Origin of the sequence: Streptomyces pseudovenezuelae, assembly GCF_001513955.1 — a bacterium.
Classification (GTDB): domain Bacteria; phylum Actinomycetota; class Actinomycetes; order Streptomycetales; family Streptomycetaceae; genus Streptomyces; species Streptomyces pseudovenezuelae.
Map to the genome: position 1 here is coordinate 192,977 of NZ_KQ948147.1, position 21,079 is coordinate 214,055.

The 21,079-nt window shown below is 71.9% G+C and carries 19 protein-coding genes; 6 read left to right on the forward strand and 13 right to left on the reverse strand.

Annotation, left to right across the window (positions count from 1 at the left end; translation table 11 throughout):
* Positions 1-6 precede the first annotated feature (6 nt).
* From AQI94_RS17295 to AQI94_RS17310, 4 genes are all read right to left on the reverse strand, one after another.
* Positions 7-2,439 (reverse strand): SpoIIE family protein phosphatase, encoded by a 2,433-nt coding sequence (locus AQI94_RS17295; protein ID WP_062229797.1) that lies wholly within the window; start codon positions 2,437-2,439, stop codon positions 7-9.
* A gap of 95 nt (positions 2,440-2,534) precedes the next feature.
* Positions 2,535-3,755, reverse strand: a complete 1,221-nt coding sequence (gene rocD, locus AQI94_RS17300) for an ornithine--oxo-acid transaminase (protein ID WP_031051952.1) — start codon at positions 3,753-3,755, stop codon at positions 2,535-2,537.
* A complete protein-coding gene (ddaH, locus tag AQI94_RS17305; protein ID WP_031051950.1) occupies positions 3,752-4,564 on the reverse strand; it encodes a dimethylargininase in 813 nt (270 codons plus the stop codon). Before ddaH ends, rocD begins: the two co-directional genes overlap by 4 nt.
* A gap of 154 nt (positions 4,565-4,718) precedes the next feature.
* Entirely contained in the window at positions 4,719-5,204 is a 486-nt protein-coding gene (locus tag AQI94_RS17310) for an Lrp/AsnC family transcriptional regulator (RefSeq protein WP_031051949.1), read from the reverse strand.
* Between the two features lie 77 nt (positions 5,205-5,281).
* Between AQI94_RS17310 and AQI94_RS17315 the strand changes: the two genes are divergently transcribed.
* The 4 genes from AQI94_RS17315 to AQI94_RS17330 are packed head-to-tail and all read left to right on the forward strand — an operon-like array spanning position 5,282 to position 9,304.
* The gene (locus tag AQI94_RS17315) at positions 5,282-6,031 is read left to right on the forward strand and encodes a LytR/AlgR family response regulator transcription factor (RefSeq protein ID WP_031051948.1); all 750 of its coding nucleotides are present in this window, start codon (positions 5,282-5,284) and stop codon (positions 6,029-6,031) included.
* Positions 6,032-6,033: 2 nt separating this feature from the next.
* The gene (locus tag AQI94_RS17320; RefSeq protein ID WP_031051946.1) at positions 6,034-6,393 is read left to right on the forward strand and encodes a hypothetical protein; all 360 of its coding nucleotides are present in this window, start codon (positions 6,034-6,036) and stop codon (positions 6,391-6,393) included.
* The gene (locus AQI94_RS17325; RefSeq protein ID WP_062229798.1) at positions 6,390-8,102 is read left to right on the forward strand and encodes a sodium/solute symporter; all 1,713 of its coding nucleotides are present in this window, start codon (positions 6,390-6,392) and stop codon (positions 8,100-8,102) included. The genes AQI94_RS17320 and AQI94_RS17325 overlap by 4 nt, the downstream gene beginning before the upstream one ends.
* The gene (locus AQI94_RS17330; protein WP_031053725.1) at positions 8,099-9,304 is read left to right on the forward strand and encodes a sensor histidine kinase; all 1,206 of its coding nucleotides are present in this window, start codon (positions 8,099-8,101) and stop codon (positions 9,302-9,304) included. The genes AQI94_RS17325 and AQI94_RS17330 overlap by 4 nt, the downstream gene beginning before the upstream one ends.
* A gap of 2 nt (positions 9,305-9,306) precedes the next feature.
* Here the strand turns inward: AQI94_RS17330 and AQI94_RS43985 are convergent, their stop codons facing one another.
* The 7 genes from AQI94_RS43985 to AQI94_RS17360 all read right to left on the reverse strand — a co-directional run bounded on the left by AQI94_RS43985 (position 9,307) and on the right by AQI94_RS17360 (position 17,049).
* Positions 9,307-9,483 (reverse strand): hypothetical protein, encoded by a 177-nt coding sequence (locus tag AQI94_RS43985; protein WP_031053721.1) that lies wholly within the window; start codon positions 9,481-9,483, stop codon positions 9,307-9,309.
* Positions 9,484-9,496: 13 nt separating this feature from the next.
* Entirely contained in the window at positions 9,497-11,344 is a 1,848-nt protein-coding gene (locus tag AQI94_RS17335) for a serine/threonine-protein kinase (protein ID WP_062229799.1), read from the reverse strand.
* 23 nt (positions 11,345-11,367) lie between these two features.
* Positions 11,368-12,717: a PASTA domain-containing protein gene (locus tag AQI94_RS17340; protein WP_031046298.1), complete on the reverse strand. Its 1,350-nt coding sequence runs from the start codon at positions 12,715-12,717 to the stop codon at positions 11,368-11,370.
* A 67-nt stretch (positions 12,718-12,784) separates the two neighbouring features.
* On the reverse strand, positions 12,785-13,735 hold the full coding sequence (locus AQI94_RS17345) for a cytochrome c oxidase assembly protein (RefSeq protein ID WP_031046295.1): 951 nt from the start codon (positions 13,733-13,735) through the stop codon (positions 12,785-12,787).
* A gap of 107 nt (positions 13,736-13,842) precedes the next feature.
* Positions 13,843-14,868, reverse strand: coding sequence for a 6-phosphofructokinase (locus AQI94_RS17350; protein ID WP_031046292.1), 1,026 nt, complete (start codon positions 14,866-14,868; stop codon positions 13,843-13,845).
* A gap of 197 nt (positions 14,869-15,065) precedes the next feature.
* Positions 15,066-15,794: a type 1 glutamine amidotransferase gene (locus tag AQI94_RS17355; protein ID WP_007380395.1), complete on the reverse strand. Its 729-nt coding sequence runs from the start codon at positions 15,792-15,794 to the stop codon at positions 15,066-15,068.
* Between the two features lie 16 nt (positions 15,795-15,810).
* Positions 15,811-17,049, reverse strand: a complete 1,239-nt coding sequence (locus AQI94_RS17360) for a MurT ligase domain-containing protein (protein ID WP_031046288.1) — start codon at positions 17,047-17,049, stop codon at positions 15,811-15,813.
* A gap of 112 nt (positions 17,050-17,161) precedes the next feature.
* Here AQI94_RS17360 and def point away from each other — a divergent pair, with 112 nt between their 5' ends.
* Positions 17,162-17,767 (forward strand): peptide deformylase, encoded by a 606-nt coding sequence (gene def, locus AQI94_RS17365; RefSeq protein WP_051832247.1) that lies wholly within the window; start codon positions 17,162-17,164, stop codon positions 17,765-17,767.
* A 3-nt stretch (positions 17,768-17,770) separates the two neighbouring features.
* Here the strand turns inward: def and AQI94_RS17370 are convergent, their stop codons facing one another.
* Entirely contained in the window at positions 17,771-18,415 is a 645-nt protein-coding gene (locus tag AQI94_RS17370) for a TetR family transcriptional regulator (RefSeq protein WP_031046282.1), read from the reverse strand.
* Between the two features lie 172 nt (positions 18,416-18,587).
* On the opposite strand from AQI94_RS17370, the gene AQI94_RS17375 reads away from it, so the two are divergent.
* The gene (locus tag AQI94_RS17375; RefSeq protein WP_031046280.1) at positions 18,588-19,814 is read left to right on the forward strand and encodes an acyl-CoA dehydrogenase family protein; all 1,227 of its coding nucleotides are present in this window, start codon (positions 18,588-18,590) and stop codon (positions 19,812-19,814) included.
* Between the two features lie 15 nt (positions 19,815-19,829).
* Here the strand turns inward: AQI94_RS17375 and AQI94_RS17380 are convergent, their stop codons facing one another.
* Positions 19,830-21,044: a cytochrome P450 gene (locus AQI94_RS17380; RefSeq protein WP_031046277.1), complete on the reverse strand. Its 1,215-nt coding sequence runs from the start codon at positions 21,042-21,044 to the stop codon at positions 19,830-19,832.
* Positions 21,045-21,079: the final 35 nt, after the last annotated feature.

Genomic DNA, 21,079 nt, shown 5'->3' on the forward strand with positions numbered 1-21,079 from the left:
GTGGGGTCAGTCCGGCGGATCCGCGAGGGACTGCTCGGCCCAGATGATCTTTCCCTCGGGTACGAACCGGGTGCCCCAGCGCCGGGCGAACTGGGAGACCAGCAGCAGCCCCCGGCCGCCCTCGTCGGTGGTGCGCGGGTGGCGCAGATGGGGCGCGGTGTCCCCGCTGTCGAAGACCTCGCAGATCAGGGACCGCTCCCGGATCAGCCGGAGCCGGATCGGACCGACGGCGTGCCGGATGGCGTTGGTGACCAGTTCGCTGACGACCAGCTCCGTGGTGAAGGCGAACTCCTCCAGCCCCCACTCCGTCAGCTGCCGGGACGCCGTCTTGCGGGCCTCGGCGACCCGGGCCGGGTCGGCGGGCACGTCCCAGTCCGCGACCTGGTCGGGGCCCAGCAGCCGGGTGCGGGCCATGAGCAGGGCCACGTCGTCGTGCGGCCGGGCCGGCGCCAGCGCGTCGACCACGGTGCGGCAGCGCAGCTCCAGCGAGGCCGCGGACTCCTCCAGGGCCTGGCGCAGCCGGTTCCGCCCCGCGTCCACGGCCCACTCCTGGCCGCGGGCGAGCAGCCCGTCGGTGTGCAGCGCCAGGGTGCTGCCCTCGGCCAGGGCCAGCTCGACCGACTCGAAGGGCGGACCGCCGATGCCGAGCGAGGGCCCCTGCGGAAGGTCCACGAAGGCGACCGTGCCGTCGGGCATGATCACGGCGGGCGCGGGATGACCGGCGGCGGCCATCGTGCACTGCCCGTCGACCGGGTCGTAGACGACGTAGACGCAGCCGGAGCCCTGGGCGCTGTCCGTGTCCTCCGGGTCCGGCCCCACGCCCTCCTCGCGCGCCGTCCGGGCGACCAGGTCGTCCAGGTGACCCAGCACCTCCTCGGGCGGCAGATCCAGCGCCGCCAGCGTGCGGACGGCGGTCCGCAGCCGGCCCATCGCGGCGGCGGCCCTGATGCCGTGCCCGGGCACCTCGCCGACCACCAGGGCGACGCGTGCGCCGGAGAGCGGGATGAGGTCGTACCAGTCCCCGCCCAGGCCCGTCAGTTCGTCGGCGGGCCGGTAGCAGGCGGTCACCTCCACGGCGGCCTGCTCGGACAGCCGGTGGGGGAGCAGGCTGCGCTGGAGGACGAGCGCGGCCTCCCGTTCACGGGTGTAGCGCCAGGCGTTGTCCACGCAGACGGCGGCCCGGGAGACGAGATCCTCGGCGAGGTTCAGGTCGTCCTCGTCGAAGGGTTCCTGGCGGCGCCGGCGGAAGAAGGTGGCGACGCCCAGGGTCACACCGCGCGCCCGGATGGGCACGACCAGCACGCTGTGCAGGCCCAGCTCCATGAACGTGGCCCGCCGTCCGCCGGGTATGCCGGTCGCCCACTCGGCGGCCAGCGGGTCCAGTCGCTCCTCCCGCAGGGGCACGCCCTCGGCCAGACACCGCAGCGGGGGCGAGCCGGGCCGGTAGGCGGCCACCTCGCCCACCTCGACGACGGCCTCGGGGACGCCCTCGTTCACCGACTGCTGCCCGGCCCGCAGCAGCGTCACCCGTGAGGTGGGCTCCGCGCCCCGCAGCACCGATTCCAGCAGGTCCACGGTGATGTAGTCGGCCAGCGCCGGTACGGCCACGTCCGCCAGCTCCTGCGCGGTGCGCCGGATGTCCAGGCTGCGGCCGATGTACTCGCCGGCCCGGTCGAGCAGGGCGAGACGCTGCCGGGCCCGGTGCCGTTCGGTGATGTCGACGACCGTGTAGTAGAGGCCCATCGGGTTGCCCCGGTCGTCGTCGATCCGGGTGAACGACAGCGTGTGCGCGGTCTCGCGGTGCGGGGCGGAGCGCACCCGGCCGACGTGCTCGTACCCCACGACCGCCTCGCCGGTCTCCAGCACGTGCCGCATCTGCGCCTCTATCGCCTCCGCGTCCAGACCCGGCTGGATCTCCGCGAACCGCAGTCCCAGCCGCCGCTGGGCCGGGGCACTGCCGAACTGCTCCAGCGCCGGGTTGGACCACACACAGCGCAGGTCCGTGTCCACGATCGCGATGCCGATCGGGGAGCGGGTGACCAGCTGCTCCAGCACGCGCCGGCTCATGTCCCAGCCGGGGGCCTCGGCCATCTCGGACAGCAGCACCAGCCAGCGGGCCGAGCCGTCGGAGTCGTCGGCCGCGGTGATCCGTGCCATCACCCGCACCGGCCGGCCGCCCCTGCGCCGGGCGGTCAGCAGGCCCGCCCAGCCGCCGTCGGCACGGCAGCGCTGCGCGAGTGCGGGCAGGCGGCCCGCGTCCTCGGCGGTGAGCAGGGCGGCGGCCGTCATCCCCACGGCCTCCTGGGCGCCGTAGTCCAGCAGGCGCTCGGCGTCCCTGGTCCAGCCCTTGACGATGCCGTGGGCGTCGAGCAGCAGAGGCGCGGCATCGGCCACGTCGAACCGGTGCCGCGCGGTGTCGTGCTCCTGCTGAGCGCCCACGGACGACCTCTCTGTCGCTGAGAGTGGTCTATCACCTCTTCGTCACATCTTCACCCGGTGTGCGGGAGTACGCGGCCGGAGGGGAGCAGGGCGGGTCAGCGCCGCAGGACCTTTTCCAGTACTCCCAGCGCCATGGCCAGTTCCTCCGCCGTGATGGTCAACGGCGGTGCCAGGCGGATCGTGGAGCCGTGGGTGTCCTTGACCAGGATGCCCTCGTGCATCAGCAGCTTGCTGATCTCGCGGCCGGTGCCGATCGCCGGGTCGATGTCCACGCCCGCCCACAGGCCCCGTGCGCGGAAGCCGACCACGCCCCGGCCGACCAGCCCGGTCAGGCCGTCCCGCAGGACCGTGCCCAGTTCGGCCGCGCGGCGCTGGAACTCGCCCGTCTCCAGGAGTTCGACCACCGCGGTGCCCACCGCCGCCGCCAGCGGGTTGCCGCCGAAGGTCGAGCCGTGCTCGCCCGGCCGCAGCACACCGAGGACGTCCCTGCGGGCGACCACCGCGGAGACCGGGACGATGCCGCCGCCCAGGGCCTTGCCCAGCAGCAGGACGTCCGGGACGACCCCCTCGTGCTCGACGGCGAGGGTACGGCCCGTGCGTCCGAGGCCCGACTGGATCTCGTCCGCGACGAACAGACAGCCCTTGCGGCGGGTGAGCTCTCGGACGCCGGTCAGATAGCCCTCGTCGGGGATGACTACGCCCGCCTCGCCCTGGACGGGCTCCAGGAGCACCGCGGCCGTCGTCTCGTCGACCGCCGCCTCCAGCGCCGCCAGGTCGTTGTACGGCACGATCCGGAAGCCCGGCGTGAAGGGGCCGAAGCCCGCCCTCGCCGTCTCGTCCGTGGAGAACGACACGATCGTCGTCGTACGGCCGTGGAAGTTCTCCGCGGCCACCACGATCGTCGCCCGGTCGGCGGGGACGCCCTTGACGTCGTACGCCCACTTGCGGGCCACCTTGATCCCGCTCTCCACCGCCTCCGCGCCGGTGTTCATCGGGAGCACCATGTCCAGGCCGGTCAGCGTGGCCAGGCGCTCCGCGAACTCGGCGAGCCGGTCGTTGTGGAAGGCACGGGAGGTGAGGGTCAGCCGGTCCAGCTGCCGGTGGGCCGCCTCGATCAGCGCCGGGTGGCGGTGGCCGAAGTTGAGGGCGGAGTAGCCGGCCAGCATGTCCAGGTAGCGGCGGCCCTCCACGTCCTCCACCCAGGTGCCCTCGGCACGGGCGACGACCACGGGCAGCGGGTGGTAGTTGTGCGCGAGGACCGGTTCCTCGGCGCGGATGAGATCGGCGGAGGAACGCGTGCCTACGGGTGCGGTCATGAGCGGATCTCCTGGGTGCAGCACTTGATGCCGCCGCCGGCCTTGTGGAACTCGGAGAGGTCGACGGGGACGGGGACATAGCCGTGGTCGTCGAGGCGCAGGGCGAGGGCCTCGGCCTGCGGGGCGATGAAGACGTGCCGGCCGTCGGACACGGAGTTCAGACCGAACGCCATCGCGTCGTCGCGGGTCGCGAGCACCGCGTCCGGGTACAGCTGTGCGAGTACCGCGCGGCTGCCCGTCGAAAAGGCCTCCGGGTAGTAGGCGATGTTGTTCTCGTCCAGGACGAACAGCGCGGTGTCCAGGTGGTAGAAGTGCGGGTCCACCAGGGTCAGGCTGATCACCGGGTGGCCGAAGAACTCCTGCACCTCGCGGTGCGCCTCCCGGGTCGTGCGGAACCCGGTGCCGGCCAGCACGTACCGGCCCGTCCAGACGAGGTCGCCCTCGCCCTCGCAGACCGCCTGGGGGCGCCGGACGTCGTAGCCCGCCTTCTTGAACCACAGGTCGTAGTGGGTGGACTCGGGGCGCCGCTCCGGCGCGTGGAAGAGGGAGCCGAAGACGCGGCCACCGACGACGACCGCCGAGTTCGCGGCGAAGACCATGTCCGGGAGGCCGGGGACCGGCTCCACGGCGTCGACGCTGTGACCGTGGGCCTCGTAGGCGCGGATCAGCGTCCGCCACTGGTCGTGCGCGAGGTCCACATCGACATGGGTGTCGGGATGCATCCAGGGATTGATCGCGTACTGCACGGCGAAGTGTCTGGGTTCGCAGACGAGGAAACGCCGTCGGCGCGGCACACGGGAGTCGGGCACAGAGGGGTTCCTCCGCTTCCTGCGGTGTGTACTGAGGGTTGACACCAAGGTAGGAAGTGACGGTCACGCCCGACAAGCAACGAGAATTGCGTGTCCGCGCAGGAACGCTGCGTATTCGACGGATATGACGCACGACTGCTGCGCCCTTGGATGTTTATTCGGGAGCGGGCTGGGTCGCCCCCGCCTCGGGGCTTTCCGGGATGAGGTGGGACAGCACCATCACGCTGATCGTCTTCCGGATGAACGGCTCCACGCGGATGCGTTCCAGCACCTCCTCGAAGTGCTCCACGTCCCGCGCCCGCACATGCAGCAGGGCGTCCGCGCCGCCGGTCACCGTCATCGCCGCGGTGATCTCCGGATGGTTGCGGACCACCTCCGCGAGCCGCCGGGGCGGGGCCGCGCCCTCGCAGTACACCTCGACGTACGCCTCCGTGCGCCAGCCCAGTGCCGACGGTTCCACCGTGGCCGTGAACCCGGTGATCACCCCGGTCTCCCGCAGCCGGTCCACGCGCCGCTTCACCGCCGTGGAGGACAGCCCGATCGCCGAACCGATCTCCGCGAAGGAGGTCCTGGCGTTCGCCATCAGAGCGGTGATGATCTTCCGGTCGAGCTCGTCGAACGCGGCGGTCCTGCTGTTCATGTCGGCACTGTATCCAGCGAGGCGTCCGCAGCTCGGCACGTGTCCAGTCGTACGAATTACTCCTAGACTCCGGGGTCATGCTGCGCGCCCTGGCTGTCGACGACGAACGCCCCTCGCTGGAGGAACTGCTCTACCTGCTGAGCGCCGACCCCCGGATCGGCAGTGTGGAGGGGGCCGGTGACGCCACCGAGGCGCTGCGCCGCATCAACCGCGCGCTGGAGTCCGGGCCGCACGGACCCGAGGCGATCGACGTCGTGTTCCTGGACATCAACATGCCGGGCCTGGACGGTCTCGACCTCGCCCGGCTGCTGACCGGTTTCGCCAAGCCGCCGCTCGTCGTGTTCGTCACCGCCCACGAGGACTTCGCCGTCCAGGCCTTCGACCTCAAGGCGGTCGACTACGTCCTCAAACCGGTCCGCAAGGAACGCCTCGCGGAGGCCGTGCGCCGCGCCGCCGAACGCCTCGACGCCGCGCCCCGCATACCCGTGCACGAACCCGACCCCGACCACATACCCGTCGAACTCGGCGGGGTGACCCGGTTCGTCGCCGTCGACGACATCACCCACGTCGAGGCCCAGGGCGACTACGCCCGGCTGCACACCGACCGGGGCAGCCACCTCGTACGGATCCCGCTGTCCACGCTGGAGGAGCGCTGGCGCTCCCGCGGCTTCGTCCGCATCCACCGCCGCCATCTCGTCGCCCTGCGCCACGTCGGCGAACTCCGCCTGGACGCGGGCACGGTGAGCGTCCTCGTCGGCGGCGAGGAGCTCCAGGTCAGCCGTCGCCACACGCGCGAGCTGCGGGACCTGCTGATGAGGAGGCCGTAGCCATGCCTCAGGACCCCGTCGAGCGGCGCGTCGTCGTCACCGGCCCGCCGCGCCGCGGTCGCCCCGCCTCCGGCTACTACCGGCCCCGCACCGAGATCGACGAGCAGACCACCCTCGGCCACACCTACGTCCGCTCCCTGATGCGCACCCAACTGCGCGCCGCCCTCGCGGTGTTCGCCTTCCTCGGACTGCTCATCGGCCCGCTCCCGCTGCTCTTCGCGGCCATGCCCGACGCCCACCGCCTCGAATGGGGCGTCCTCGGCTTCGGCCTCTACGTCCCGATGGTCCTGCTGGCCCGCTGGTACGTGCGCCGCGCGGAGCGCAACGAACGGGACTTCGTGCGGCTGGTCGAGGACCGATGAACTCCAGCTACTCGGTACCGGCCGTCGCGCTGGTCGTCGTCGCCACCGTCCTCGTCGGCGCCTTCGGCCTGCGCATCTCCCGCACCACCTCCGACTTCTACGTCGCCTCCCGCACCGTCGGCCCCCGCCTGAACGCGGCCGCCATCAGCGGCGAGTACCTCTCCGCCGCCTCCTTCCTCGGCATCGCGGGACTGGTCCTGGTCCAGGGCCCCGACATGCTCTGGTACCCGGTCGGCTACACGGCCGGCTATCTCGTCCTGCTCCTGTTCGTCGCCGCCCCGCTGCGGCGCTCCGGCGCCTACACCCTCCCGGACTTCGCGGAGGCCCGGCTCGCCTCGCAGGCCGTCAGGCGGCTCGCGGGCGCCTTCGTCGTCGGCGTCGGCTGGCTCTACCTGCTGCCGCAACTCCAGGGCGCGGGGCTGACGTTGACCGTGCTCACCGGGGCGCCCCAGTGGCTCGGCGGAGTGATCGTCGCCGCCGTCGTGGTCGCCACCGTCGCCGCGGGCGGCATGCGCAGCATCACCTTCGTGCAGGCCTTCCAGTACTGGCTCAAGCTCACCGCCCTGCTCGTCCCCGCCCTCTTCCTCATCCTCGCCTGGCAGGGCGACGGCGCCCCCAGCCACGCCTTCGACGAACCGGCCGCCTTCCGCGAACAACGCGTCGTCCGCGTCGACTCCACGCTCGACCTCAAGCTGGAGCGCCCCCTGACCGTCACCGTCACCGGCACGGTCGACGGCCGCCCGCACGACGACCAGAAGCTCGAACTCCCCGTCGGCACCCACCACATCGAACGGGGCACCCGCCTCACCTTCGCCAAGGGCACCACCGTCCCGGCCGCCGACCGCGGCACCAGCGACGGCATGTCGACCTCCCTGGCGGCGGGCCGCGAGGAACGGCCCCTGTACGCCACGTACGGACTGATCCTCGCCACCTTCCTCGGCACCATGGGCCTGCCGCACGTCGTCGTCCGCTTCTACACCAGCCCGCACGGCGTCGCCGCCCGCCGCACCACGGTCGCCGTCCTCGGCCTGATCGGCTGCTTCTACCTGCTGCCGCCGGTCTACGGCGCCCTCGGCCGCCTGTACGCCCCCGAGCTCACCCTCACCGGCGACGCCGACGCGGCCGTCCTGCTGCTTCCGGAGCGCATGATCGGCGGCCTCGGCGGCGACCTGCTGGGCGCGCTGGTGGCGGGCGGAGCCTTCGCCGCGTTCCTGTCCACGGCCTCCGGACTCACCATGGCCGTGGCGGGCGTGCTCACCCAGGACGTCCTGCCCTCGCGCGGCGTACGGCACTTCCGGCTCGGCACGGTCCTCGCGATGTGCGCCCCGCTCGCCGCGAGCGTCCTGGTCGGCGGACTGCCCGTCGCCGACGCGGTCGGCCTCGCCTTCGCGGTCTCCGCCTCCTCGTTCTGTCCGCTGCTGGTGCTCGGCATCTGGTGGCGGCGGCTGACCCCGCCCGGCGCCGCCGCGGGCATGCTGGTCGGCGGCGGCTCCGCCTTCCTCGCCGTGGCCGCGACCATGGCCGGCTTCCCGGCCGGCGGCCCGCTGCACGCCCTGCTGGCCTGGCCGGCGCTCTGGTCGGTACCGCTCGGCTTCCTCACCATGGTGCTGGTGTCCCTGGCCACCGCGGGCCGGGTACCGGCGGGCACCGCGGCGATCCTGGCCCGCTTCCATCTGCCGGAGGAACTCAGGGCGGAGGTGAAGGCGTGAGCGGATTCCTGGCCGGCCTGTGCGTGGCGATCCTCCCGCTGCTCGCCGCCGGCTTCTGGCTCGGCCGGCGCACCGCCCACCCGCAGAACCTGGGCGGCCTCGGCACCCCCGTCGAGCACGCCACCTTCGAGACCCTGCACACCGCCTCCCTGGCCGCGCCCCCGCTGCGGGCCGGGCTGACGGAGGAGACCGCCCGCAAGTCGGCCCGCAGACTGCGCTCCCTGCTCGGCACGGACGCACTGTGCCTCACCGACCAGAAACAGGTCCTGGTCTGGGACGGCGTGGGCAGCCACCACCGCACCGAGATCATGGAACGCCTCGCGGGCCCCCTGGAGAACGGCCGCGGCGAGGCCTTCCCGCTCACCTGCGACGCCCCGGACTGCCCGGTGCGCTGGGCGGTCGTGGCCCCGCTCACCGTCGACGACCGCGTCCACGGCGCCCTGGTCGCCTGCGCGCCCCGCGAGTCCGCCGTCCTGGTCCGCGCGGCGGGGGAGGTCGCCCGCTGGGTGAGCGTCCAGCTGGAGTTGGCCGACCTCGACCAGTCCCGGACCCGGCTGATCGAGGCCGAGATCAAGGCACTTCGGGCCCAGATCTCCCCGCACTTCATCTTCAACTCGCTCGCGGTGATCGCCTCGTTCGTCCGCACCGACCCCGAGCGGGCCCGCGAACTCCTCCTCGAATTCGCCGACTTCACCCGCTACTCGTTCCGCAGGCACGGCGACTTCACCACCCTCGCCGACGAACTGCACGCCATCGACCACTACTTGGCGCTTGTCAGGGCACGCTTCGGTGACCGCCTCTCCGTCACCCTCCAGATCGCCCCGGAGGTACTGCCGGTCACCCTGCCGTTCCTGTGCCTTCAGCCCCTGGTCGAGAACGCCATCAAACACGGCCTGGAGGGCAAGGCCGAGAAGTGCCGGCTCCAGATCACCGCCCAGGACGCCGGTGCCGAGGCCCTCGTCGTCATCGAGGACGACGGCGCCGGAATGGACCCGGTCCTGCTCCGCCGCATCCTCGCGGGCGAGGTCAGCCCCTCCGGCGGCATCGGCCTGTCCAACGTCGACGACCGGCTTCGCCAGGTGTACGGCGACTCCTACGGCCTCGTCATCGAGACCGCCATCGGCGCGGGCATGAGGATCACCGCCCGGCTGCCCAAGTACCAGCCGGGCGTCCACTCGGCGGGCCGTCTCACGGACGGCTGACGTCAGGTGCTGCGGGTGGCCACCATGCCGAGAGTGATCAGCCCCAGCACGACCCAGCCGAACCACAGCCAGCCGTTGCTGCCGAGCGCCACCGTGTAGGCGGTCACCGCGACGAGACCGCCTACCGTGAGCACCCCCATCGTCCGGGTCGAGCCATCCGTGGAACCGGTACCGGGCATCGCAACACCCTCCTCAGGATTCGTCCCCCTCCATGGTGCCCCCGTTCTGCCTGCGTACGGTGCACACGACAAAATGTGTGCCGTTCTTCCAGGGCCCCGCACTGGTCCAGGAGCCCGCCGTGTAGACGGACGGATCGAAGCCGTAGTCGCCCGGCGGCACGTCCCGCGCGCACGCCGTGTCCGACTCGGTCCGCGCCTCGGACAGCGTGACGTCGGGGGCCATTCGGGTGAATCCGAGCACCTGCTCGTCGTAGGAGCCCGCGCAGGAGACCAGCCGGGCGTCCCGGTTGGTGCGCACGTCCAGGCAGTCCCTGCGCTGCATGGTCGCCGTGTCCGCGAACCCCGAGCCCGTCCGGCGACGGCCGCCGATCGGCCCGTACAACGGCCCGTTCCCGCCCAGCACCAGACACGCGCTACGCCGTCCCGCGGCCTCGAACCCCCCGTCGGTCGGTACGACGGCCTGGCTGCGGACGTCCGCCAGCCGGCCCCGGAGCTCCCGGGTCCGCTCCTCGCACTCCGCCGCCCCCGTCCGCCGCGCCTCGGCCGCGGAGGCGGCCGCGGCGAACGCCGTCACCTGGCCGTCCGGGGCGGTGCCGCACGCGCGATCGAGCCGTAGCCTGGGCGTCCCCCGGAACCGCTCCGAACCGGGCCAGTCGGCGATCACGCAGTCGCCGTCCCGCAACGGCCGCGTGAGCCCGACCGTCTCGCCGTACGGCTGCCGCGCGTCCCCGTGACCACCGCCGCCGTCCGACGACCGGTCGGCCATGGCGTACCACACCCCGCCCAGAGCCAGCAGCAGCCCGAGACCGCAGGCGAGCACGGCCCGCAGCGCGTGCGAGCGCTCCCGCCGGTGGCCGCCCTGAGGCGGGAGCGCCCCGGCGGACGGTCGGTGCCCCTCCGGAGACGGCGGCCCGGGCGGCGGCGGTGCCTGCACAGCCGCCCACGGCGGCTGGGAACCGAGGTCGGTCTGCGTGCGGACGTACGGCTCGGCCTGCGGGGTCACGATCCGCGACAGCGCGGCCTCCGCCTGCGCCGCCGACAACCGCTGCCCGGGATCCTTGGCGAGCAGCGCCCGCAGAACGGGACCCAGCGCACCGGCGCGCACGGCGGGCCGCGGCTCCTCCATGACCACCGCGGTCACCTCGGCGAGATGGGACTCCCGCTCGAAGGGCCCCACGCCCTCCACCGCGTGGTACAGCGTGCAGCCCAGCGAGAACAGGTCGGCGGCCGGGGTGGGCGTGCCGCCCGTCGCCCGCTCCGGCGCCAGATAGCCCGCCGTGCCCACCAGCACCGACGCCAGCGTGTACCGGGTCTCCCCGGCGTCCGGCTGCACGGAGATGCCGTAGTCGGTGAGCAGGACACGGCCGTACGGCGATCCCGCGCGGTCCGGCGCCAGCAGGATGTTCGCGGGCTTCACGTCCCGGTGCATCACGCCGCGCTGGTGCCCGGCGGTCAGCGCGTCGAGCACGGCGAGTCCGACGCGGGCGCACTCCGCCGGGGCGAGCGGTCCGCGGGAGTCGACCAGGTCGCGCAGGTCCACGGCGTCCGCGACGTACTCCATGACGATCCACGGCAGCCCCTCGTGCTCCAGCACGTCGTGCACCGTCACCACGTGCGGGTGGCCGCGCAGCCCCGCCGCGTGCCGGGCCTCCGCGCGGGCCCGCGCCACCCTGGCCTCCCGCTCGTGGCCCGCCTCCACCGGGTCACGGAACACGATCTCCTTGAGCGCGACCTCGCAGACGAGTCTCTGGTCGTGGGCGAGCCACACATGGCCCATGCCGCCACTGCCGAGCGGGTGCAGCAGCAGATACCGGCCGGCGATGAGCCGGCCCACTCCCGAGGTCGGTGATCCTGAAGGCATCCGGTGACTCTCCGGTTCTGACGCTAGGTGGCGACGGTGGTGCCCGGCCCGTCCGTCGCGGGCTCGCTGCTCGCGGGTTCGGTGCTCGCGGGCCCGCCGGTCGCCGGCCGGCTCGTGAGGGGCGCACTGGACGTCGACGGAGGCGGGGGCGGAGCGGGCGCGCTGCTGGTGACCGGGGCGCTGGTCGGCGGCGAAGGGGTCGAGCGCGGCGGGCTCGGCCGGCTGCTCGACCTCTTGGGCGACGCCGAGCCGGGAGCCGTACTGGACGACGGCGGTGATGGGGACACCCCGGGCCTGCCGCTCGACGAGGACGGCCCCGACGGTCCGGCCGGCCCCGAGGACGGCGGCGTACTCGTGGCCGGTGTCCTGGGCCCGGAGGGCGGCGGCGGGGGAGTGGTCGTGGGCCCGCTCGGGCCGCCGGAGCCGCTCGGGCCGCCCCCGGCCACGGTCAGCATCACGTACCCCCCGAACGGCAGCTCGGTCCCGGCCGGCGGATCCGTCGCCGTGACCTTCGCGTCCCCGGCCGGCGCCCTCGGCCCGGCGTACCCGGCCGCCAGACCGGCGTCGGTCAGCTCCCGCCCGGCCTGGGCGAAGCTCCGGCCGGCGAGGTCCGGCACCGTGCGCCGCCTCCTGGCGTCGAAGGCGGTGTCCTTCCCGCCGGTGGTGCCGACCGGGCGGCTGATGCCCCGGGCGGGTTCCCGGACGTCGACGAGGGCGACCCGTTGCAGTTTCCGCGGCGCGGGCTTCACGGCCACCACGGACTCCCGTTCGTATCCCGCCCACTTCTTGTTGCCGTCCTCGAACCGGACGGAAATCCGGCCGGTGTCACCCTCGAAGGGCCGCAGTGGATTTCCGCACGAGCACTTCACAGCCGGAAGCCCTTGTTCATCGACGAGAATCGCGATTCCCGCCTGGAGCAAGGAGTTGTACGGGACGGCCTTTTCCTTTTTGTAGTCGTGGTTCCTGACGAGAGTGTCGTGACGCAGCAGAACCGGTGTGAGCCGATCGAGATATTCCGGTATCCCGTCCGTGCCGATGTCCAGCACGTCGGCCCACGCCTGTGCCTTCGCGTGATTCCCGGGGTCGGTGAGGAAGCGTTCGAGTCGTGCGACGTCACAGACGGTCGGCTGCTTGCTGCCGCCGTACAGGCCGGGCGTGTCCCCCTGCTGGAGGCTTCCTCGTACGGGCAGCGCCCGCACGGTGGCGGTGTCCTCGCCCAGGCCGCTGTTCTCCTCGAAGAACGGTGCGAGCGAGGGCACGCCGACGGCGACCGCCTTGACCACCGTCAGTGGATTTCCCTTCTCACAACCGCTCAGCAGCAGTGAGAAAATCGCCAGGACGGCGATCCTGTGCACAAATGCGCGAAGTGTCATGACCGCTCCCCCTGGCGGTTCCCCCAACGCACTTCATGCTACTGAATGCTTCGGAAAGGCGAAGCCTTTAACGTTCGTGGGTGCTCAATGAGGCCAAATATGCGTTGTACGCCTCGAGTTCCTTGTCGCCGTCGCGGTCCGCGGCCCGGTCGCTGCGCTTGGCCTGTCGCTGTTCGGAGCCGTACCACTGGAACAGCAGTGCGATGAGGACCAGTACGGAGGGGATCTCGCTGAACGCCCAGGCGATACCGCCGGCGTAGTTCTGGTCCGAGAGCGCGTCGATGCCGAGCGAGGCGGGCGGGTTCTTGAACGTCTCCACCATGGGCTCGGACGCCATCATCAACGCGATGCCGAAGAACGCGTGGAACGGCATCCCCGCGAACAGCTCCAGCATCCGCATCAGATACCCGGGCCGGTGCGGCCCCGGGTCGACGCCGATGATCGGCCAGAAGAAGACGACACCGACGGCGAGGAAGTGGACCATCATCGCCACGTGCCCGGTCTTGGACCCCATCAGGGAGTCGAAGATCGGCGTGAAATAGAGGGCGTACAGACTCGCGATGAACAGCGGGATGGTGAACGCCGGATGCGTGACGATCCGCATGTACCGGCTGTGCAGCAGCGCCAGCAACAGCTCACGGGGACCCTTGCGCCCCTTGCCCGCGACGGGCAGGGCCCGAAGGGCCAGGGTGACCGGGGCGCCGAGCAGGATGAGGATCGGCGACAGCATGCTGATCACCATGTGCTGCACCATGTGCACGCTGAACATGACCATGCCGTAGTCGTTCAGCCCGGTGCACATCATCAGCCCGATGGACAGCACACCGAGCACATAGGACACGGTCCGCCCCACCGACCACGAGTCCCCGCGCCGCCGCAGGCGCACGACCCCCCAGGCGTACAGGCCGAGCGCGAGGAGGCAGGCGACGAGGAAGAAGGGGTCGGCCGACCACTGAAGCCCTCGTCCCAGCGTGAACGGCGGCAGATCGTGCGTCATGCCGTGCCCGCTGTGGTCCATCGCGGCGGCTCCTGATTCGTGGGGGTTGTACGAGTCTGTCCGCCACACAGACTAGAACCGCCCCCGGCCGATCTTTCAGCCGGGGGCGACTGTCGCGCCGTTCGGGCCTACAGCACGCACTCCGCCTCGGCGTACCGGTCCTCCGGCACCGTCTTCAGCGTCTCCACGGCCTCGGCCAGCGGCACCATCACGATGTCGGTCCCCCGGAGCGCGGTCATGTGACCGAACTCGCCACGGTGCACGGCCTCCACCGCGTGCCAGCCGAACCGGGTGGCGAGCACCCGGTCGTACGCGGTCGGCGTACCGCCGCGCTGCACATGCCCGAGGATGACCGGCCGGGCTTCCTTCCCCAGCCGCCCCTCCAGCTCGATCGACAGCTGGCGGGCGATCCCGGCGAAGCGCTCGTGCCCGTAGATGTCCTTGCCGCCCTCGTCGAAGGCCATGGAACCGGGCGCCGGCTTGGCGCCCTCCGCGGCCACCACGATCGCGAAGCGCTTCCCGGCCTCGAACCGTTCACCGACCCGCCGGGCCAGCTCCTCGATGTCGAAGGGACGCTCCGGCACCACGATGGCGTGCGCGCCGGCCGCCATCCCGGAGTGCAGCGCTATCCACCCGGTGTGGCGTCCCATGACCTCGACGACGAGCACCCGCTGGTGGGACTCGGCGGTGGTCTTGAGGCGGTCGAGCGCCTCGGTGGCGACCCCGACGGCCGTGTCGAACCCGAAGGTGACGTCGGTGACCGCGATGTCGTTGTCGATCGTCTTCGGCACGCCCACGATCGGCAGACCGGCGTCCGACATCAGCCGGGCCGCCTTGAGCGTGCCCTCGCCGCCGATGGGGATGATCGCGTCGAGCCCGAGCTCCTCGACATGTCCCCTGGCCCGCTCCACGCCGTCCCGCAGATGCGAGGGCTGGACCCGGGAGGACCCGAGGATCGTGCCGCCGCGGGCGAGGATGCCGCCTACCGCGTCGAGGTCGAGCTTGAGGTAGTCGCACTCCAGGAGGCCCTTCCAGCCGTCCCGGAACCCGATGACCTCGTCGCCGTGGTCGGCGACGGCACGGTGCACGACGGACCGGATGACGGCGTTCAGGCCGGGGCAGTCGCCGCCGGACGTGAGGACACCAATGCGCATAGCCGCAAGAACCTTCTCAGCGAGTGAAAGGGGCACGGGTCCGGACCACGCTGTCCGGCTCGAACCCCGCCACCCTAGCGGCAGGAGGGGGCGGGGCCGAAGAACGCGTCCGCCTGCTGGACGGCCCCGCTCACCTGTGCGGAGCAGTCGTCAGACGGGCTGGTGACAGACGGCTGGAGGCGAGATGAACCCCCAGCTCAGGCAGGCTGCTGAGCGGCGGTGATGCGCTCGTTGCGCAGAGCCTCGTACCAGCGGTCGTCGGTCGGCGGCAGCGCGTTCACGTCGAGCGCCAGCTTCAGCAGCAGGTCGGCGATCAGCGGGTTGCGCGCGAGCACGGGCCCGTGCATGTACGTACCGAAGACCGTGTCGTTGTACGCGCCCTCCGTACCGTCCCCGGTGCCGTTGCCCTTGCCCAGCTTGACGTTGGCGAACGGGCGGGCGGTGGGGCCGAGATGGGTGACGCCCTGGTGGTTCTCGAAGCCGGTCAGCGGCGGCAGGCCGAGGCGCGGGTCGATGTCGGCGAGCACGTCGCCGACGCACCGCTCGCCCTCGCCGCGCACCGAGACCACGTCGAGCAGGCCGAGGCCGGGCTCGCGCTGGCCGAGGTCGTTGATGAACTCGTGGCCGAGGATCTGGTAGCCGGCGCACACCGAGAAGACGATCGCGCCGTTGCCGACGGCCCGGTGCAGACCGCCGTCCCGGCGCAGCCGCTCGGCCGCCAGCCGCTGGGGCCGGTCCTCGCCGCCGCCGATCAGGTAGATGTCGCCGGAGGTCGGGATCGGCTGGTCGCTGCGCACGTCCAGGCGGGCCACGTCGAGGCCGCGCTGGCGGGCCCGGCGCTCGATGACGAGGGCGTTGCCCTGGTCGCCGTAGGTGCTGAGCAGGTCGGGGTAGATCCAGACGATCCGCAGTTGGTTGTCGCTCACAAAAGTCCCCTGAGTCTCAGTTGCCGACGCGGCGGCGCAGGTCCTGGAAGGCGGTGTAGTTCGCGATGACCTCGATGCGGCCGGGCGGGCTCATCTGCACGGCCTGGTCGAGGTTGTCGCAGACCTGGAAGTTCTGGTTCGCGACCTCCAGACGGACCGCGAGGTCGAGCTTGCGGTCGCCGATCACGCAGATCGGGTGTCCGGTGAGACGCGTGTAGTCGACGTCCCACAGCCAGGAGGTGTCGGTGCCGTCGGCGCCGCGGGCGTTGACGGAGAGGATCACCGGGGTCGGCGGCGGGTCGATCAGGCTGAACGTCTCGAGCCAGCCCGCCGGGTTCTTCGCGAGCAGCAGGCGCAGGTCGCGCTGCTGGAACTGCACGATGTCGTAGCGGCCGGCCACGGCCTGCACCTGGTACATGCGTTCCAGGGCGACCTGCGGCGGTACGCCGAAGACGGCGGCCACGGCGGCGGAGGAGGCGGCGTTGGCCTTGTTGGCGCGGCCGGGCAGCTGGAGGTGGATGGGCCAGGCGGAGCCGTGCGGGTCGAGCACATGGTCGCCGGAGAGCGCCCAGCTGGGCGTGGGCCGCCGGAACCCGCACTCACCGCAGAACCAGTCGTCGCCGGGCCGCTGCATCACGCCGCCGCAGGACGGGCAGGACCAGGCGTCGTCCTTCCACATCTGTCCCGCGGCGACCCAGATCACGTTGGGGGAGGAGGAGGCGGCCCACACGACGAGCGGGTCGTCGGCGTTGGCGACGACCACGGCCTTCGAACCCGCAAGGCCCTCGCGCCAGTTCTCCGCGAGCATGCGGGTCTCGGCGGCGCGGTCCAGCTGGTCGCGGGAGAGGTTCAGCAGGGCGATGCACTTGGGGTCGGTGTCCCGGGCCACGCCCGCGAGGTACTTCTCGTCGACCTCGATGACGCCGTACCGGGCCTCCGAGCCGCCGGCGAGCGCCGAGGTGATGCCGGCGGGCATGTTGGCGCCGAGGGCGTTGGAGACGACAGGTCCGGCGGCGCCGAGCGCCTCCGCGATCAGCCGGGTCGTGGTGGTCTTTCCGTTGGTCGCCGAGACGAGGACGACGTCCAGGTTCTGGGCGAGCCTGGCAAGGAGGTCGGGGTCGAGTTTGAGGGCCACTCGGCCGCCGATGACCGAACCGCTGCCGCGCCCCGCGGCTCGGGATGCCGCCGCGACGGCCTTGCCCGCCGTCACGGCCAGCTTGGCCCGCGGCGAGAGCGGGTCCGAGTTGCCTGTCATCAGATCTCGATCCTCCTTGCGTACGCGCCGCGCCTCAGCCTCCGGCCACGTGGTGTGGACCTCAGCCTATCGAGATCCGAAGGCACTCCCGAATCGCCGTACCCTTGCGGCCATGCGAAACGGCTCCATTCCGGGCACCCGTGGCCGGGTCCGGCCCCTCACCCTGCTCGGCAGCCCCGTGCTGCACGAACCCTGCGGGGACGTATCGGACTTCGGCCCGGAACTGGCGACCCTCGTCGAGGACCTGTTCGCGACGATGTACGCGTACGAGGGGGTGGGCCTCGCGGCGAACCAAGTGGGCGTCCCCCTGCGCGTGTTCGTGTACGACTGCCCGGACGACGAGGAGGTTCGCCATCTGGGGCATGTGGTGAACCCACGGCTGGTGGAGGCGGACGGGGTGGTGCTGCGCGGCCCCGAGGGCTGCCTGTCCCTGCCGGGCCTGGAGGCGGGGACGGAGCGGTACGACCACGCCGTGGTGGAGGGCTTCACGGTGAGGGGAGAGCCTGTGACGGTCAACGGCACGGGCTTCTTCGCGAGATGCCTGCAACACGAGTGCGACCACTTGGCGGGCAGGGTCTACGCGGACCGCGTGACAGGCTGGCGCCGCCGCAGGTTGCTGCGGCAGGTGCGGCGAACCTCTTGGCACGGGGCGAGTGATCCCACCTGGGGGCGCGGGGAACTGCGCGACCGGCCCCCTCGGGCCGCACCCGAGACGTGACCGTCAGAACCCCGGACCCCCCACCTTGTCCCCGGCGGCAGCGAGCCGCCCCCACAGCAGGTCAGCCATGCTGCGCACCAACTCGTCCCGCGCGCACGGCCGTTCCCCCAGCCACCAGTCACCGGCCGCGTACATCATCCCGACGATCCCGTGCCCCCACACCCGGGCCAGCAACTGACTTCCGGGCCCGAGGTCCAGCCGGTCCTCGATGACCTGCGCCAGTTCTTCACCCATCCTGCGCAGCAACGGCACGGAATGCTTACCGACATCGAACCCAGGGTCCCCGGCCTGGCCCCCCTCGGCGGGATGCATCAGGAACCGGTAGACCTGAGGCCGGGCCTCGATCGCGGCGAGGTAGGTGTCCAGGGTCGCCTCGACCCGTTCGCGCCGGTCCGCGGGAGCGTCCAGCGCCGCCCGCAGCGAGTCCAGCAGCGCGTCGGTGTGCCGCTTGGCGAGCGCGGCGTAGAGTCCGCTCTTGTCACCGAAGTGCCGATACAGAATCGGCTTGGTGATGCCGGCCTCCGCGGCGATGGCGTTCATGGAGGCCTGCGGTCCGTCGCGCAGCACCACCCTGTCCGCGGCCTCCAGCAGCTCGCGCCGACGGCGGTCGGCGGACCGCTGCTGATCGGTCCGCTGTGTGGTGTCCATGAGCTCTCCCCACCCGTGCTTAATCGGTAACGCCTGCGCAAACTAACACCCGACCGATGATGGACTTCGAACAGGCTGCTGACAGGTCCTTGGGAGTTGACTTTTCCTACCCGTGGGTAACAGACTCGGGTTACCGCAAGTAACACGCACGTGCGTCGCCGCTGGAGGGGACATGGCCGAGTTCACCATGGAGCTCAACGACGAACAGAAGGAGGTCCGGGACTGGCTGCACGGCTTCGCCGCCGACGTCATCCGCCCCGCGGCCGCCGAATGGGACGAGCGTGAGGAGACTCCCTGGCCGGTCATCCAGGAGGCCGCGAAGGTAGGCATCTACTCCCTCGACTTCTACGCCCAGCAGTACTTCGACCCCACCGGGCTCGGTATCCCGATGGCGATGGAGGAGCTGTTCTGGGGCGACGCGGGCATCGCCCTGTCGATCGTAGGCACCGGTCTCGCGGCTGTCGGCGTTCTCGCCAACGGAACCGAGGAACAGATCGGCACCTGGATCCCCCAGATGTACGGCGACGCCAACGACGTCAAGGTCGCCGCGTTCTGCTCCTCCGAGCCGGACGCCGGTTCCGACGTGGCCTCCATGCGCACGCGTGCCGTGTACGACGAGGCCAAGGACGAGTGGGTGCTCAACGGCACCAAGACCTGGGCGACCAACGGCGGCATCGCCAACGTCCACGTCGTCGTCGCGGTCGTCGACCCGGAGCTCGGCTCCAAGGGCCACGCCTCCTTCATCGTGCCGCCGAACACGCCGGGACTGTCCCAGGGCCAGAAGTTCAAGAAGCACGGCATCCGCGCCTCGCACACCGCCGAGGTCGTGCTGGACAACGTCCGGGTGCCCGGCTCCTGCCTCCTCGGCGGCAAGGAGAAGCTCGACCAGCGTCTCGCCCGGGCCCGTGAGCGGGCCAAGGCCGGCGGCGAGCGGGTGAAGAACGCGGCGATGGCCACGTTCGAGGCCTCGCGGCCCGCCGTGGGCGCCATGGCGGTGGGCACCGCCCGCGCCGCGTACGAGGTCGCCCTCGACTACGCCAGGACGCGTGAGCAGTTCGGGCGGCCCATCATCGACAACCAGGGCGTGGCCTTCCAGCTCGCCGACATGCGCACCTCCATCGACGCGGCCCGGCTCCTGGTCTGGCGAGCCTCCTGGATGGCGATCAACGGGAAGCAGTTCACCGCCGCCGAGGGCTCGATGTCGAAGCTCTTCGCCAGCGAGACGGCGAAGAAGGTCACGGCCCAGGCCGTACAGATCCTGGGCGGCAACGGCTACACCCGGGAGTACCCGGTGGAGCGCATGCACCGCGACGCGGCGATCTACACCATTTTCGAGGGCACGAGCGAGATCCAGCGCCTGGTCATCGCCCGGACCCTGTCCGGCATGTCCATCCGCTGACCGACCGCTCGACGGTCACCACGTCACCGGGAGCGCCTCGGGGCCGCGGATCGACGTGCCCTTCCTGAAGGGCACCCGCTCCGGCGGCACCGCCGGCCGCAGTCCCGGCACACGGTCGAGCAGCACCTCGACCAGCAGCTCGGACACCAGCCGGACCAGCGTCCCGCCCGGGCAGTGGTGCGGGCCGGAGCCGAAGGACACGTGCGGGTCGGGGCCGCGGGAGACGTCGATCGTCTCCGGGTAGGGGAAGACGTCCGGGTCCCGGTTCGCGGACAGGTACGACACGTAGATCGCGTCGCCCGCCCTGATCCGCACGCCTTTGATCCCCACGTCCTCCAGGGCGATCCGTGCCAGCCCGACCGTGTTGCGGTGCGGGATGTAGCGCAGCAGCTCCTCGACGGCCCGCGGGCGGATCTCCGGCTCGGCGCGCAGGCGTTCGGCCAGGCCGGGGCGGGTCAGCAGCAGGTAGAACAGCTGGCCGCTGTTGTCCGTCATCGCCTCGCCGCCGAGCTGGAGCAGCACCGCGAGCCCCGCGGCCTCCTCCGGCGTCACCTCGCCGCGGCCCACGGCCGCCCCGAGCAGGGAGACCACGTCCTCGCCGGTGCCGCCCCGCCGGAGATGGACGAGCTCGCGGAAGTAGCCGGCCATCTCGGCCCTGGCCCGCTCGCCGGCCTTCGCGCCGTGCGAGCGGGACAGGACCAGCCGGGTCCAGGCGTGCACGCCGTGCCGGTCGGCGGCCGGGACGCCCATCAGCTCGCAGAGCACGGCGACCGGGAAGGGGCTGAGAACGGCCGCGGTGAGGTCGGCGGGCGGGCCGTCCTGGAGGAGTTCGTCGACCAGCTCGTCGAGCATCCGGCGGGACTTCTCCCGGACCCGCTCCACGCCCTGCGCGCTGAACGCGGCGGCCACCGAACGGCGCAGCCGGGTGTGGTCGGGCGGGTCGAGGAAGGCGAGCCTGTCGCGCTGCGGGACGAAGTGCGGGGCGAGCCGGGTGACCGGCTGGTCCACGACGGCCTCGCGGCTGAAGCGCGGGTCCTCGGTCACCGCCCGTACGTCGTCGTACCGGGTGACCAGCCAGGCCCAGCCCTCACCGTGCGGCAGCCGGATCCGGGTGACCGGCCCCTCACGCATCAGCTCGGTCAGCACCGGGTCGAAGTCGACACCGTTCAGGTCGAGCGCCGGCCAGTGCCGGATCGGGGGCAGGATCTCGGTGATCGTCTCTTCGCTCATCTCACGCCGTCTCGTCCCGGAACCGAAGACTGGTC